At 66.9% G+C, this 14,795-nt stretch carries 9 protein-coding genes, 3 rRNA genes and 1 pseudogene; 2 read left to right on the top strand and 11 right to left on the bottom strand.

Translation table 11 applies throughout. The annotated features are described in order from the left end of the window. Nucleotides 1-73: 73 nt before the first annotated feature. Genes ACRRSS_RS09925 through ACRRSS_RS09915 form a run of 3 tightly spaced genes read right to left on the bottom strand, consistent with a single transcriptional unit; the run spans nucleotide 74 to nucleotide 2,140 of the window. Nucleotides 74-997: an NAD kinase gene (locus ACRRSS_RS09925; RefSeq protein WP_435970845.1), complete on the bottom strand. Its 924-nt coding sequence runs from the start codon at nucleotides 995-997 to the stop codon at nucleotides 74-76. Further along, a complete protein-coding gene (locus ACRRSS_RS09920) occupies nucleotides 994-1,809 on the bottom strand; it encodes a TlyA family RNA methyltransferase (RefSeq protein WP_435970844.1) in 816 nt (271 codons plus the stop codon). Before ACRRSS_RS09920 ends, ACRRSS_RS09925 begins: the two co-directional genes overlap by 4 nt. A gap of 7 nt (nucleotides 1,810-1,816) precedes the next feature. Continuing rightward, entirely contained in the window at nucleotides 1,817-2,140 is a 324-nt protein-coding gene (locus tag ACRRSS_RS09915) for a hypothetical protein (protein ID WP_435970843.1), read from the bottom strand. Nucleotides 2,141-2,183: 43 nt separating this feature from the next. Between ACRRSS_RS09915 and ACRRSS_RS09910 the strand changes: the two genes are divergently transcribed. Next, nucleotides 2,184-2,531, top strand: coding sequence for an SCP2 sterol-binding domain-containing protein (locus tag ACRRSS_RS09910; RefSeq protein ID WP_435970842.1), 348 nt, complete (start codon nucleotides 2,184-2,186; stop codon nucleotides 2,529-2,531). Nucleotides 2,532-2,590: 59 nt separating this feature from the next. Here ACRRSS_RS09910 and ACRRSS_RS09905 read toward each other — a convergent pair whose 3' ends face one another. Both ACRRSS_RS09905 and ACRRSS_RS09900 read right to left on the bottom strand, forming a co-directional pair. Beyond that, nucleotides 2,591-3,442, bottom strand: coding sequence for an ABC transporter ATP-binding protein (locus ACRRSS_RS09905; RefSeq protein ID WP_435970841.1), 852 nt, complete (start codon nucleotides 3,440-3,442; stop codon nucleotides 2,591-2,593). A gap of 50 nt (nucleotides 3,443-3,492) precedes the next feature. After that, entirely contained in the window at nucleotides 3,493-4,590 is a 1,098-nt protein-coding gene (locus ACRRSS_RS09900; protein WP_435970840.1) for an HAD hydrolase-like protein, read from the bottom strand. Between the two features lie 82 nt (nucleotides 4,591-4,672). Between ACRRSS_RS09900 and ACRRSS_RS09895 the strand changes: the two genes are divergently transcribed. Continuing rightward, nucleotides 4,673-5,965 (top strand): DUF1015 domain-containing protein, encoded by a 1,293-nt coding sequence (locus tag ACRRSS_RS09895; RefSeq protein WP_435970839.1) that lies wholly within the window; start codon nucleotides 4,673-4,675, stop codon nucleotides 5,963-5,965. 65 nt (nucleotides 5,966-6,030) lie between these two features. On the opposite strand, the gene ACRRSS_RS09890 is transcribed toward ACRRSS_RS09895, so the two are convergent. From ACRRSS_RS09890 to ACRRSS_RS09865, 6 genes and pseudogenes are all read right to left on the bottom strand, one after another. Then, nucleotides 6,031-6,780, bottom strand: coding sequence for a hypothetical protein (locus ACRRSS_RS09890; RefSeq protein ID WP_435975293.1), 750 nt, complete (start codon nucleotides 6,778-6,780; stop codon nucleotides 6,031-6,033). Nucleotides 6,781-7,101: 321 nt separating this feature from the next. Then, nucleotides 7,102-7,983, bottom strand: a pseudogene (locus tag ACRRSS_RS09885) (hypothetical protein); the annotation flags it as partial. A gap of 470 nt (nucleotides 7,984-8,453) precedes the next feature. Further along, a 5S ribosomal RNA gene (rrf, locus tag ACRRSS_RS09880) occupies nucleotides 8,454-8,570 on the bottom strand. A 106-nt stretch (nucleotides 8,571-8,676) separates the two neighbouring features. Then, nucleotides 8,677-11,799: ribosomal RNA gene (locus ACRRSS_RS09875) — 23S ribosomal RNA — on the bottom strand. 287 nt (nucleotides 11,800-12,086) lie between these two features. Then, a 16S ribosomal RNA gene (locus tag ACRRSS_RS09870) occupies nucleotides 12,087-13,612 on the bottom strand. The 16S, 23S and 5S rRNA genes sit together here, the layout of an rRNA operon. Before the next feature lie 513 nt (nucleotides 13,613-14,125). Then, the gene (locus tag ACRRSS_RS09865; RefSeq protein ID WP_435970838.1) at nucleotides 14,126-14,791 is read right to left on the bottom strand and encodes a DNA-3-methyladenine glycosylase; all 666 of its coding nucleotides are present in this window, start codon (nucleotides 14,789-14,791) and stop codon (nucleotides 14,126-14,128) included. Nucleotides 14,792-14,795 lie beyond the last annotated feature (4 nt).

Raw genomic sequence — 14,795 nt, 5'->3', positions numbered from 1 at the left:
ATCGTTCCGCGCGCCGGAAGCCGGGCGTACGCCTCCGCCGGCCCGCCCGCACGGGGGAACCCGTGGAGGTGCGTCAGCGCGCCGCGCCCCGCCAGCCGGACACCGGCAGGGCGAACTTGGCGACGAGCCGGTCGGTGAAGGACGCGTGGTGGAGCCGGGCGAGCCGGACCGGCACGGCGCCCCGCCGTACCTCGACCCGCGCCCCCGCCGGGAGTTCCACGGTCCGCCGCCCGTCGCACCAGAGCACCCCGTGCGGGGTGTGCGGCTCGACCTCGACGGCGAGCACCGACTCGGGGGTGGTGATGAGCGGCTTGGCGAAGAGGGCGTGGGCCCCGATCGGGACCATGAGCAGCGCCTCGACCTCGGGCCAGACGACCGGGCCGCCCGCCGAGAAGGCGTAGGCGGTGGAGCCGGTCGGTGTCGCGCAGATCACCCCGTCGCAGCCGAAGCCGGTGACCGGCCGGCCGTCGATCGCGAGGACGACCTCCAGCATCCGTTCGGGGGACACCTTCTGGACGGCCGCCTCGTTGAGCGCCCAGTCACGGTGCAGGACGTCGCCGTTCTCGTACACGACGACGTCGAGGGTCATCCGCTCCTCGACCTCGTACGCCTTCGTCACGACCCGGTCGACGACCTTGTCGAGGTCGTCGCGCTCGGCCTCGGCGAGGAAGCCGACGCGGCCCAGGTTGACGCCGAGCATCGGGACGCCGGAGGCGCGGGAGAACTCGGCGCCGCGCAGCAGGGTTCCGTCGCCGCCGAGGACGACGAGGAGTTCACACCCGTCGAGCGCGTCGGAGCAGGCCTCCGGCACCTTCTCGACGGACGGAGGCAGCGGCATGTCCGCCGCCTCGGCCTCCAGGACTCGGACGCCGATGCCGCAGCGCAGCAGTCCGAGGACGACCAGTTCGGCGCTGCGCACGGCGGCGGGCCTGCCGGTGTGCGCGAGCAGGAAGACGGTGCGTGGTGCGGTCTGTGGTGCTGCTGCCGTTGAGCTCAACGAGGTCCTTCCGCCACGGCGCGGTCGACATCCGCCGGATCCAGCGCGGGCGCCCCGGCCCGCAGCCACAGAAAGTACTCGACGTTGCCGGAGGGGCCGGGCAGCGGGCTCGCCGTGACGCCCAGGACGCCGAGCCCGAGTTCGGCGGCGCGCCGGGCGACGTTCTTCACGGCGTCCGCGCGGAGTTCGGTGCTGCGGACGACCCCGCCCGTGCCGAGCCGCTCCTTACCCACCTCGAACTGGGGTTTCACCATGAGGACGAGGTCGGCGTCGGGCGCCGTGCAGGCCACCAGGGCCGGCAGGACGAGGCCGAGCGGGATGAACGAGAGGTCGCCGACGACGAGGTCGACGGGAATCCCGTCGATCGCGTCGAGTGTCAACTCGCGTACGTTCGTGCGGTCCTTCACGGTGACCCGCTCGTCGCTCTGCAGCGACCAGGCGAGCTGGCCGTAGCCCACGTCGACGGCCACGACATGGGCGGCGCCGGCGCGCAGCAGCACGTCGGTGAAGCCGCCGGTGGAGGCTCCGGCGTCCAGGGCGCGCCGGCCCTCGGTCCTCAGTCCGAGCGGGACGAAGGCGGCGAGGGCCCCGGCGAGCTTGTGGCCGCCGCGCGAGACGTAGTCGGGGTCGGAGTCGTCCTGGACGACGACGATGGCCGCGGCGGTCTCGACCTGGGTGGCGGGCTTGGTGGCGACGGTCTTGCCTACGGTCACCCGGCCCGCGGCGATCAGCTGGCTGGCGTGCTCGCGCGAGCGCGCGAGCTTGCGCCGGACCAGCTCGGCGTCGAGACGGCGGCGTGCCACTCCTGCCACGTTCGGTTCAGCTCCTGTTTTCGTTCGGACGGGGGGCGGGGTGCGCGTCGAGCGAGGTCAGCTCGGCACGCAGTCCACGGTGTACATCCTCGTACACCTCCAGGTGTCCGTCCGCCGGGAGGTGGTCCACCGCGCCGAGACGCGCCAGGTGTGCGTCGACACCGGGATGCCCGGTGGGCTCCCGCCCGACCCCGAGCGGAGCGGCCTCCGCGGGCTCGTGGGTCTCCTGCGGAGCCACCGGCTCCACGGACTCCGGTGCGGGCGTCGCGCCCGCCGGCTCCCCCGCGGACGCCCCGTCCGCGGACTCCGGTGCGGGCATCGCGTCGTTCATGGTCCCGACGCTACCGCGAACCCCTGGGGTACGGTCGACGGCGATGGCGACGATCACGGAGTGCCGCGGCGCACTCGACAGACTCTCGGACAACCTGGCGCGGGCGAACGGCGACGTGCGCGGTGCGGTCGCGCTCGACCGCACCCTGAGCTGCCACATCACCGACCTGGACACCACGTTCGCGGGCCGCCTCGCGGACGGCCGGATCCACGTCGAGTCCACGGTGGAGGGTCCGCCACGGACCAAGGCCCAGATCCGGCTGGCGATGACCGGCGACGACCTGGTGTCGATGGTGGGCGGCGACCTGAACTTCGCGAAGGCCTGGGCCTCGGGCCGGGTCAAGCTGGAGGCGGGCTTCCGCGACCTCCTCCGCCTCCGCTCCCTCCTCTAGGAGGTCGGCGGCGTCACGGGCCCGCGGGGGGCAGAGGCCTCCGAGCCGGGCCCCGAGGCTCACGTGCGCAGCGCGGGCTCCTGCGACGCCACCACGGGCACGGGCCGGGGGGCGCGCGCCCTGCGGCCGGCCGGTACGACCAGCGGCGTCCCCGTCTCGGGATCGTCGATGACCTGGCAGCGCAGCCCGAAGACCCGTTCGACCAGCTCCGCGGTCACGACCTCGGCAGGCGGCCCCTCGGCGACCACCTCGCCGTCGCGTACGGCGATGAGGTGGGTCGCGTAACGGGCCGCGTGGTTGAGGTCGTGCAGCACGGCGACGAGCGTCCGGCCCTGGGTCTCGTGCAGCTCGGCGCAGAGGTCGAGGACGTCGATCTGGTGCTGGATGTCGAGGTAGGTCGTCGGCTCGTCGAGCAGGAGCAGCGGCGTCTGCTGCGCCAGCGCCATGGCGATCCAGACGCGCTGGCGCTGGCCGCCGGACAGCTCGTCGACGTACCGCCCGGCCAGCTCCGCGACACCGGTCGCCTCCATCGCCTCCCGGGTGACGCGCTCGTCCTCCGGGGACCACTGGCGCAGCAGCCCCTGGTGCGGGTAGCGGCCGCGGGCGACGAGGTCGGAGACGGTGATGCCGTCGGGCGCCACGGAGGTCTGCGGCAGCAGACCGAGGGTCTTCGCCACCTTCTTCGCGGGCAGGGTGTGGATCGACTGCCCGTCGAGCAGGACCCGGCCCGCGCTGGGCTTCAGCATCCGGGAGAGGGCACGGAGCAGGGTGGACTTGCCGCAGGCGTTCGGCCCGACGATGACGGTGAACGAGTTGTCGGGGATCTCGACGGACAGATCGCGGGCGATGACCCGCTGCTCGTACGCCAGGGTGACCGATTCCGCGCTCAGCCGCTGCTGTCGACCGTCCATACCCGTACTCCTGCCACGACCCAGAGAAAGTTAGGTTAGCCTACCCAATTTCACAGCCCGAGCCGTGCCAACGCCTTCGCGGCGTCCGGCACACCCCCGCCGACGGCGTCGGCCGCCGACCAGGCCGCCCCGCACGAGGCCCGCACCCCGTCCAGCACGCCCCCCGCGCCCCCCTCCGAAGCCTCCGCCGAACCCCCGGGCCCGTCGAGCACCAGCTCGCCCCCGCTCACCGAGGCCCGCCACTCCCCGCACACGAAACCCCCGCCCTCCTCGGCGACGACTTCCGGCTGCCCCAGGAGCAGCCCCCGCAGATCGACGTCGACGTAGGTCGGCCGGTGCTCCGGCACCGCCCTCAGCAGCTGCGCCACGTCCGTCACCCCGGTGAGGACGAGCAGCGAGTCGACCCCGCCGTTGAACGCGCCCTCGATGTCCGTGTCCAGCCGGTCCCCGACCACCAGCGGCCGCTCCGCCCCGGTCCGCAGCACCGTCTCCCGGTGCATCGGCGGAAGCGGCTTCCCCGCGACCTTCGGCTCCACGCGACCGCCCGTGGCGATCCGTACGACCTCCACCGCCGCCCCGTTCCCCGGCCCGATCCCCCGCGCCCCCGGAATCGTCAGGTCCGTGTTCGACGCGTACCAGGGCAGCCCCCGCGCCACGGCGTAGCTCGCCTCCGCGAACCGCCCCCACGGCATCTCGGGCCCCCCGTACCCCTGGACGACCGCCACCGGCTCGTCCTCCGCCGAGTCCACCGGCACCAGACCCCGCTCACGCAGCGCCACCCGCAGCCCCTCACCACCGATGACGAGCACCCGGGAGCCGGCCGGCACGTCGTCGGCGATCAGCCGCGCCACCGCCTGCGCGGAGGTGATCACGTCCCCGGCCTCGGTCGGCACCCCGAGCTCCGTGAGGTGTGCCGCCACGGCGTCGGGCGTCCGCAGCGCGTTGTTGGTGACGTACGCCAGGCGCATCCCGCCGGCCCGTGCCACCCCGAGCGACTCGACCGCGTGCGGAACGGCCTCCCCGCCCGCGTACACGACACCGTCCAGGTCCAGGAGCGCCGTGTCGTACGCCTCGCTCAACGGCACCACGCTGCCACCCGGCCGACTCCCGCCGACGCCCTGCTGTCCCTGGCCGTTCCGCACCGTCACCGCGACTCCTCACATCACCGGGTGGTTTTCCCCCCGCTCCCCCGATCATCGCTCATGGCCACCGCCCCCCTACGATGACGAGATGAACACCTCAGGTCACGCGGCCGCCGACGTCCGCGACGACGCCGCAGGCCTGCGCCTGGCCCCGTTCCGCGGACTGCGTTACGTCCCCGAGCGGGTCGGCAGCCTCGCCGCCGTGACGTCTCCCCCCTACGACGTCGTCGTACGACCTGACGGCCTGCTCCATCTGGAGTCCGCCGACCCGCACAACATCGTCCGGCTGATCCTCCCGCAGGCGATCACCGCCGGCACCCGCCACCGCAAGGCCGCCGTCACCCTCGACCGCTGGCTCGCGGACGGGGTCCTCGCCCCCGACCCGGAGCCCGCGCTCTACGTGTACGAGCAGCACGGCGACGGCATCCTGCAGCGGGGCATCATCGGGGCACTGGAGCTCTCCACCCCGGCCGAGGGGGTCGTCCTCCCCCACGAGGACGTCATGCCGCACGTGGTCGAGGACCGCGCCGCCCTCATGCGGACCACGGCCGCCAACCTGGAGCCCCTGCTCCTCACGTACGTCGGCGACGGCGACGGCGCGGACCAGGTCGTCGAACGCACCGTCCAGCGCCCCCCGCTGCTCGCCACCACCACGGAGGACGGTTTCCACCACCGTCTCTGGGCGGTCACCGACCCGGCGGAGCAGGCCGCCGTCGCCGCCGAGCTCAGCCACCACCAGGCCCTGATCGCCGACGGCCACCACCGCTGGGCGACCTACCTCCGCCTGCGCGAGGAGCACGTGTCGCCGGGGCCCTGGAACTACGGCCTGGTCCTCCTCATCGACACCGCCCGCTACCCCCTGCGGGTCCGCGCGATCCACCGTCTCCTCAACCGCCTCCCGATCACCGACGCCCTCGCGGCCCTCGACGGCGCGTTCCGGGTCCGCCGGATGGAGGGGACCCTGCCGACGGCCCTGGAGGCCCTCGCGGCGGCCACGGCCGAGGGCAACGCCTTCCTCCTCGCCGGGGACGGGCGCTTCCACCTCGTCGACCGCCCGGACCCCGCCCTCCTCGACCGCACGATCCGCACGGACCGTCCCGAGGCCTGGCGCACCCTGGACGCGACGGTCCTGCACTCCACCCTCCTGGAGCACGTCTGGCGCATCCCGGACGCACCCGAGGACATCAGCTACATCCACGACACGGAGGCCGCGGTCGCCCAGGCGGAACGCCGTGACTGTACGGCCGTCCTCATGCATCCGGTACCCGAGGAGGTCGTACGGGACCTCGCCCGCCAGGGCGTCACGATGCCCCGCAAGTCGACCTCGTTCGGCCCGAAACCGGCGACGGGCCTGGTCCTCAGAAGCCTGGCGCTGGACTGAGACAGAACCGGAAAACGAAGAAGGGCGGCACCCGAGGGTGCCGCCCTTCTCACGTACCGACGGTGTCAGCTCTTGTCGCCGACGCTGTCGTCACTGCCGTCCTCGTCGAGGTCGTCGTCCTCGTCGATGTCGTCGACGTCGTGGTCGTCATCGACGTCGATGGCGTCGACGTCGTCCGACTCCTCCTCCGACTCCTCGTCGAAGGCGTCCACGAACTCGATGCCGTCCATCTCGGCCAGCCGGTCCGAGGCGTCCGTGGCGCCGTCCTTGTCGGCCTCCAGTGCCTTGGCGAACCACTCACGCGCCTCAGGCTCACGACCGGCGGCCAGCAGGGCGTCCGCGTAGGCGTACCGCAGACGCGCGGTCCACGGGTGAACGGCGCTGGAAGCGAGCTCGGGGCTCTGCAGCGTCACGATCGCCGCGTCGAGCTGCCCCAGGTCCCGGCGGGCGCCGGCGGCCACGAGCCGCATCTCGACCTGCCCGGCCTTGTCCAGCTTCTGCACCTCGGGCTCACCGGCCATCGCGAGGGCACGCTCGGGCCGGCTGAGACCCCGCTCGCAGTCGGCCATGACGGGCCACAGCTCGACGCCACCGCTCATACGGCGGGCGGCGCGGAACTCGGCGAGCGCCTCGGAGTACTTCTGCGTCGCGTACGCGGCGAAGCCGGCGGCCTCACGCACGGCGGCGACACGGGAGGCGAGCCGCAGGGCGATCCGCGAGTACTCGTACGCCTGCTCCGGGTCCTCGTCGATCAGCTGGGCGACCATGACGAGGTTGCGGGAGACGTCCTCGGCGAGCCCCTTGGGCAGGCTCATGAGCTCCTGGCGCACATCCGGGTCGATCTCCTCACCGGTGACCTCCGGCGGGATCGGCAGCCGCTTGATGGGCGCGCGGTCGCTGCGCTCGCGGTCGTCGCGACCGCGGTACCCACCGCGGTCGCCACCCCGGTCATCACGGCCACGGTACCCACCGCGGTCGCCGCCCCGGTCGTCCCGACGGAAGCCACCGCCACGGCTGTCGCCCCCGCGGTCGTCACGGCCACGGTACCCACCGCGGTCGCCACCCTGGTCGTCCCGACGGAAGCCACCGCCACCACGGTTGTCATCGCGGCGGAACGACGAGGGACGCTCATCACGCCGGTCGTCGCGACGGAAGCCACCGCCACCGCCGCGGTTGTCGCCCCCACGGTCATCACGCGGGAAGGACGGACGGTCATCGCGACGGAACGACGAAGGACGCTCATCACGCCGGTCGTCGCGACGGAACCCGCCGCCACCGCCGCGGTTGTCGCCCCCACGGTCATCACGCGGGAAGGACGGACGGTCGTCCCGACGGAACGACGAAGGACGCTCGCCACCACGGTCATCACGACGGAAACCGCCGCCACCGCCACGGTTGTCACCGCCGCGATCGTCGCGAGGGAAACCGCCGCCACCGCCGCGGTTGTCGTCGCGACGGAAACCGCCACCGCCACCACGGTTGTCACCGCCACGGTCGTCGCGACGGAAACCGCCACCACCGCCGCTGCGGTTGTCACCACCACGGTCATCACGCGGGAAGGACGGACGGTCGTCCCGACGGAACGACGAAGGACGCTCGCCACCACGGTCATCACGACGGAAACCGCCGCCACCGCCACGGTTGTCACCACCGCGATCGTCGCGAGGGAAACCGCCGCCACCGCCGCGGTTGTCGTCGCGACGGAAACCGCCACCGCCACCACGGTTGTCACCGCCACGGTCGTCGCGACGGAAACCGCCACCACCGCCGCTGCGGTTGTCACCACCACGGTCATCACGCGGGAAGGACGGACGGTCGTCCCGACGGAACGACGAAGGACGCTCGCCACCACGGTCATCACGACGGAAACCGCCGCCACCGCCACGGTTGTCACCGCCGCGATCGTCGCGACGGAAACCGCCGCCACCGCCACCACGGTTGTCACCACCGCGATCGTCGCGACGGAAACCGCCGCCACCGCCACCACGGTTGTCACCACCGCGATCGTCGCGACGGAAACCGCCGCCACCGCCACCACGGTTGTCACCACCGCGATCGTCGCGACGGAAACCGCCACCACCGCCACGGTTGTCACCACCGCGATCGTCACGACGGAAACCACCGCCACCACCACTGCGGTTGTCACCACCACGGTTATCGTCACGACGGAAACCGCCGCCGCGGTTGTCACCACCACGGCTGTCTCCACCGCGGTCGTCACGGCGGAAGCCACCGCCGCCACCACGGTTGTCATCCCGGCGCGGGCCGCGGAAGCCGCCCCGGTCGCCACCGGCATCGTCCCTGCGACGCGGTTCGCGCTCCGGACGGTCGTCGGGAGAGTTGGTGGACATCGGTGTGACTCCTGTCTTCGGGTACTGCTGTCATTCTCGCGCAGCCGGCACTCGGCCGCGCATCGGAAAAGTCAAGTAAAAAACAAAAGGACCCCTGGTCCCAGCGTGAACGCTGGGACCAGGGGTCCTGAAGAATTGTTCGGCGGCGTCCTACTCTCCCACAGGGTCCCCCCTGCAGTACCATCGGCGCTGAAAGGCTTAGCTTCCGGGTTCGGAATGTAACCGGGCGTTTCCCTAACGCTATGACCACCGAAACCCTATCGGTTTCGAGCGAACAAGCACACTTTGTAGTTATGTTCTAGCTCTAGAAACCAGCAACCGTTCGTTGCTTCAGAACTAACACAGTGGACGCGAGCAACTGAGGACAAGCCCTCGGCCTATTAGTACCGGTCAGCTCCACCCATTACTGGGCTTCCACATCCGGCCTATCAACCCAGTCGTCTACTGGGAGCCTTACCCTCTCAAGGAGGTGGGAATACTCATCTCGAAGCAGGCTTCCCGCTTAGATGCTTTCAGCGGTTATCCCTCCCGAACGTAGCCAACCAGCCATGCCCTTGGCAGGACAACTGGCACACCAGAGGTTCGTCCGTCCCGGTCCTCTCGTACTAGGGACAGCCCTTCTCAATATTCCTACGCGCGCAGCGGATAGGGACCGAACTGTCTCACGACGTTCTAAACCCAGCTCGCGTACCGCTTTAATGGGCGAACAGCCCAACCCTTGGGACCGACTCCAGCCCCAGGATGCGACGAGCCGACATCGAGGTGCCAAACCATCCCGTCGATATGGACTCTTGGGGAAGATCAGCCTGTTATCCCCGGGGTACCTTTTATCCGTTGAGCGACGGCGCTTCCACAAGCCACCGCCGGATCACTAGTCCCGACTTTCGTCCCTGCTCGACCCGTCGGTCTCACAGTCAAGCTCCCTTGTGCACTTACACTCAACACCTGATTGCCAACCAGGCTGAGGGAACCTTTGGGCGCCTCCGTTACCCTTTGGGAGGCAACCGCCCCAGTTAAACTACCCATCAGACACTGTCCCTGATCCGGATCACGGACCGAGGTTAGACATCCAGCACGACCAGAGTGGTATTTCAACGGCGACTCCACCATGACTGGCGTCACGGCTTCAAAGTCTCCCACCTATCCTACACAAGCCGAACCGAACACCAATATCAAACTGTAGTAAAGGTCCCGGGGTCTTTCCGTCCTGCTGCGCGAAACGAGCATCTTTACTCGTAGTGCAATTTCACCGGGCCTATGGTTGAGACAGTCGAGAAGTCGTTACGCCATTCGTGCAGGTCGGAACTTACCCGACAAGGAATTTCGCTACCTTAGGATGGTTATAGTTACCACCGCCGTTTACTGGCGCTTAAGTTCTCAGCTTCGCAACCCCGAAAGGTCACTAACCGGTCCCCTTAACGTTCCAGCACCGGGCAGGCGTCAGTCCGTATACATCGCCTTACGGCTTCGCACGGACCTGTGTTTTTAGTAAACAGTCGCTTCTCGCTGGTCTCTGCGGCCACCCCCAGCTCAGAGTGCAAGACTCATCACCAGACGTGGCCCCCCTTCTCCCGAAGTTACGGGGGCATTTTGCCGAGTTCCTTAACCATAGTTCACCCGAACGCCTCGGTATTCTCTACCTGACCACCTGAGTCGGTTTAGGGTACGGGCCGCCATGAAACTCGCTAGAGGCTTTTCTCGACAGCATAGGATCATCCACTTCACCACAATCGGCTCGGCATCAGGTCTCAGGCTATGTGCTGTCCGGATTTACCTGGACAACGCCCTACACCCTTACCCCGGGACTACCACCGCCCGGGCTGGACTACCTTCCTGCGTCACCCCATCGCTTACCTACTACCACCTTGGGTCAGCGGCTCCACCACTTTCCTTTCCCCGAAGGGTCCGGAACGGCTTCACGGCCTTAGCATTAATGGGCTCGATACTGGGCGTTTCAAAGCGGGTACCGGAATATCAACCGGTTGTCCATCGACTACGCCTGTCGGCCTCGCCTTAGGTCCCGACTTACCCTGGGCAGATCAGCTTGACCCAGGAACCCTTAGTCAATCGGCGCACACGTTTCTCACGTGTGTATCGCTACTCATGCCTGCATTCTCACTCGTGAACCGTCCACAACTCGCTTCCGCGGCTGCTTCACCCGGCACACGACGCTCCCCTACCCATCACAGCGGGCGTTGGCCCTCATGCTGCAATGACACGACTTCGGCGGTACGCTTGAGCCCCGCTACATTGTCGGCGCGGAATCACTTGACCAGTGAGCTATTACGCACTCTTTCAAGGGTGGCTGCTTCTAAGCCAACCTCCTGGTTGTCTCTGCGACTCCACATCCTTTCCCACTTAGCGTACGCTTAGGGGCCTTAGTCGATGCTCTGGGCTGTTTCCCTCTCGACCATGGAGCTTATCCCCCACAGTCTCACTGCCGTGCTCTCACTTACCGGCATTCGGAGTTTGGCTAAGGTCAGTAACCCGGTAGGGCCCATCGCCTATCCAGTGCTCTACCTCCGGCAAGAAACACACGACGCTGCACCTAAATGCATTTCGGGGAGAACCAGCTATCACGGAGTTTGATTGGCCTTTCACCCCTAACCACAGGTCATCCCCCAGGTTTTCAACCCTGGTGGGTTCGGTCCTCCACGAAGTCTTACCTCCGCTTCAACCTGCCCATGGCTAGATCACTCCGCTTCGGGTCTTGAGCGCGCTACTGAATCGCCCTATTCGGACTCGCTTTCGCTACGGCTTCCCCACACGGGTTAACCTCGCAACGCACCGCAAACTCGCAGGCTCATTCTTCAAAAGGCACGCAGTCACGACCCACTGAGTAAACTCAATGAGCGACGCTCCCACGGCTTGTAGGCACACGGTTTCAGGTACTATTTCACTCCGCTCCCGCGGTACTTTTCACCATTCCCTCACGGTACTATCCGCTATCGGTCACCAGGGAATATTTAGGCTTAGCGGGTGGTCCCGCCAGATTCACACGGGATTTCTCGGGCCCCGTGCTACTTGGGTGTCTCTCAAACGAGCCGTTAATGTTTCAGCTACGGGGGTCTTACCCTCTACGCCGGACCTTTCGCATGTCCTTCGCCTACATCAACGGTTTCTGACTCGTCTCACAGCCGGCAGACTGTGAAAGAGAGATCCCACAACCCCGCATGCGCAACCCCTGCCGGGTATCACACGCATACGGTTTGGCCTCATCCGGTTTCGCTCGCCACTACTCCCGGAATCACGGTTGTTTTCTCTTCCTGAGGGTACTGAGATGTTTCACTTCCCCTCGTTCCCTCCACATGCCCTATGTGTTCAGGCATGGGTGACAGCCCATGACGACTGCCGGGTTTCCCCATTCGGAAACCCCCGGATCAAAGCCTGGTTGACGGCTCCCCGGGGACTATCGTGGCCTCCCACGTCCTTCATCGGTTCCTGGTGCCAAGGCATCCACCGTGCGCCCTTAAAAACTTGGCCACAGATGCTCGCGTCCACTGTGTAGTTCTCAAGCAACGACCAGCCACCCATCACCCCACCCGCATAACAGGTGAGTTCACTGGGGCCGGCATCGCGAAGATACAAACCTTACGGCCGTACCCTCAGATACCCAACAACGTGCCAAGCGTGAGCCGCCATCCGAATCTTCTTTCCACGCCGAAGCAGTACTCGAAGACCATCAGGTCCACTCACGCCAACTAATCAACGTTCCACCCATGAGCTGACCGTGCAGAACATTTGCCTGCAATCGGTACTGTGCTCCTTAGAAAGGAGGTGATCCAGCCGCACCTTCCGGTACGGCTACCTTGTTACGACTTCGTCCCAATCGCCAGTCCCACCTTCGACAGCTCCCTCCCACAAGGGGTTGGGCCACCGGCTTCGGGTGTTACCGACTTTCGTGACGTGACGGGCGGTGTGTACAAGGCCCGGGAACGTATTCACCGCAGCAATGCTGATCTGCGATTACTAGCAACTCCGACTTCATGGGGTCGAGTTGCAGACCCCAATCCGAACTGAGACCGGCTTTTTGAGATTCGCTCCGCCTCACGGCATCGCAGCTCTTTGTACCGGCCATTGTAGCACGTGTGCAGCCCAAGACATAAGGGGCATGATGACTTGACGTCGTCCCCACCTTCCTCCGAGTTGACCCCGGCGGTCTCCTGTGAGTCCCCATCACCCCGAAGGGCATGCTGGCAACACAGGACAAGGGTTGCGCTCGTTGCGGGACTTAACCCAACATCTCACGACACGAGCTGACGACAGCCATGCACCACCTGTATACCGACCACAAGGGGGGCACTATCTCTAATGCTTTCCGGTATATGTCAAGCCTTGGTAAGGTTCTTCGCGTTGCGTCGAATTAAGCCACATGCTCCGCTGCTTGTGCGGGCCCCCGTCAATTCCTTTGAGTTTTAGCCTTGCGGCCGTACTCCCCAGGCGGGGAACTTAATGCGTTAGCTGCGGCACCGACGACGTGGAATGTCGCCAACACCTAGTTCCCAACGTTTACGGCGTGGACTACCAGGGTATCTAATCCTGTTCGCTCCCCACGCTTTCGCTCCTCAGCGTCAGTAATGGCCCAGAGATCCGCCTTCGCCACCGGTGTTCCTCCTGATATCTGCGCATTTCACCGCTACACCAGGAATTCCGATCTCCCCTACCACACTCTAGCCTGCCCGTATCGGATGCAGACCCGGGGTTAAGCCCCGGGCTTTCACACCCGACGTGACAAGCCGCCTACGAGCTCTTTACGCCCAATAATTCCGGACAACGCTTGCGCCCTACGTATTACCGCGGCTGCTGGCACGTAGTTAGCCGGCGCTTCTTCTGCAGGTACCGTCACTTTCGCTTCTTCCCTGCTGAAAGAGGTTTACAACCCGAAGGCCGTCATCCCTCACGCGGCGTCGCTGCATCAGGCTTTCGCCCATTGTGCAATATTCCCCACTGCTGCCTCCCGTAGGAGTCTGGGCCGTGTCTCAGTCCCAGTGTGGCCGGTCGCCCTCTCAGGCCGGCTACCCGTCGTCGCCTTGGTAGGCCATTACCCCACCAACAAGCTGATAGGCCGCGGGCTCATCCTTCACCGCCGGAGCTTTTAACCAGCTCCCATGCGGAAGCCGGTGTTATCCGGTATTAGACCCCGTTTCCAGGGCTTGTCCCAGAGTGAAGGGCAGATTGCCCACGTGTTACTCACCCGTTCGCCACTAATCCACCCCGAAGGGCTTCATCGTTCGACTTGCATGTGTTAAGCACGCCGCCAGCGTTCGTCCTGAGCCAGGATCAAACTCTCCGTGAATGTTTACCCGTAATCGGGTGACACTCGCGTTGAGCGGGACAGTCAGGCCGGAATAAGGCCGACTGTCCACAGCGTCCTCGCTGTGTATGTTGCCTACCCGCCACAAGGGCCGGCAGGACTTTCAAAGGAACCTCGCCATCCGAAGATGGACGGGGTATCAACTAATCTGGCGTTGATTTTTGGCACGCTGTTGAGTTCTCAAGGAACGGACGCTTCCTTTGTACTCACCCTCTCGGGCTTTCCTCCGGGCTTCCCTTCGTGTTTCCAACCTTACCAGATCGTTTTCCGTTCCGTTTCCGGTTCAGATTTCATATCCGGTGGCCTGTTGGCTGCCTTTCGCCTTTCGGCGTGTTCACTACGTTAGCTGATTTCTCCGGCGACTCATAATCGAGTCAATCGAATTCGAATTCCGGCATGCCGAAATAAGCCCCTGCTGGGGAGTCATCTTGAGTAGTGGATGGCTGCTGCGGGGTGCTTGAACAAGCAGGCCCGTACCCAGCTGCTCGGGCTACGTTAGGCGGTCGGGCCGCCCGAGTCAAGTGGGCGCTTCCGGGGCGTATGGGGTCGGTACGGACTCACCGTCGGGTCGCCGTCGATCCAGAAGCGCCAGGGGTGCGGCGCTCCGTCGCCGCCGACGCCCGTGCGGGGGCCGCTGCGGAGGCGGTGCCGGGCGGGCGGGGTGCCGGTGAGGAGAGTGAGCGGGGCGTCCGGGGCGGGGTCGCAGGCGTCCGTTCCGTTGAGGGAGAGGCCCACGTCCAGGGCCGTGGCCAGGCGGGCCGGGCCCTTGGCGAGCTCGTGGTCGTACCGGGCCGAGCGGCGTCGGGGGCGGGCCAGCTCGGCGCCCCGCACGATCTCCCCCGCGCGCAGCAGGACCCCGCTCGCCTCGCCCTCCGGGCCGCACACCACGTTGAGGCAGTGCCACATGCCGTAGGTGAAGTAGACGTACGCGTGCCCGGGCGGGCCGAACATGACGGCGTTGCGGGCCGTGCGGCCGCGGAAGGCGTGCGAGCCGGGGTCGATCGCGCCGGCGTACGCCTCGACCTCCGTGAGGCGCAGCTCCGTCCGCCCCTCGGGCGAGTGGCGGACGAGGGTGCGGCCCAGGAGGTCGGGGGCGACGTCGAGGACCGGGCGGTCGAAGAAGCTCCGCGGCAGCGGCGTACGGTCGGGGCTCTCGCTCATGGCG

It is taken from the genome of Streptomyces sp. Qhu_M48 (assembly GCF_051305195.1).
In the GTDB taxonomy this organism is placed as follows: Bacteria; Actinomycetota; Actinomycetes; order Streptomycetales; family Streptomycetaceae; genus Streptomyces.
The sequence above is the reverse complement of the archived record's forward strand: the minus strand, read 5'-3'. Positions and strand labels throughout refer to the sequence as shown.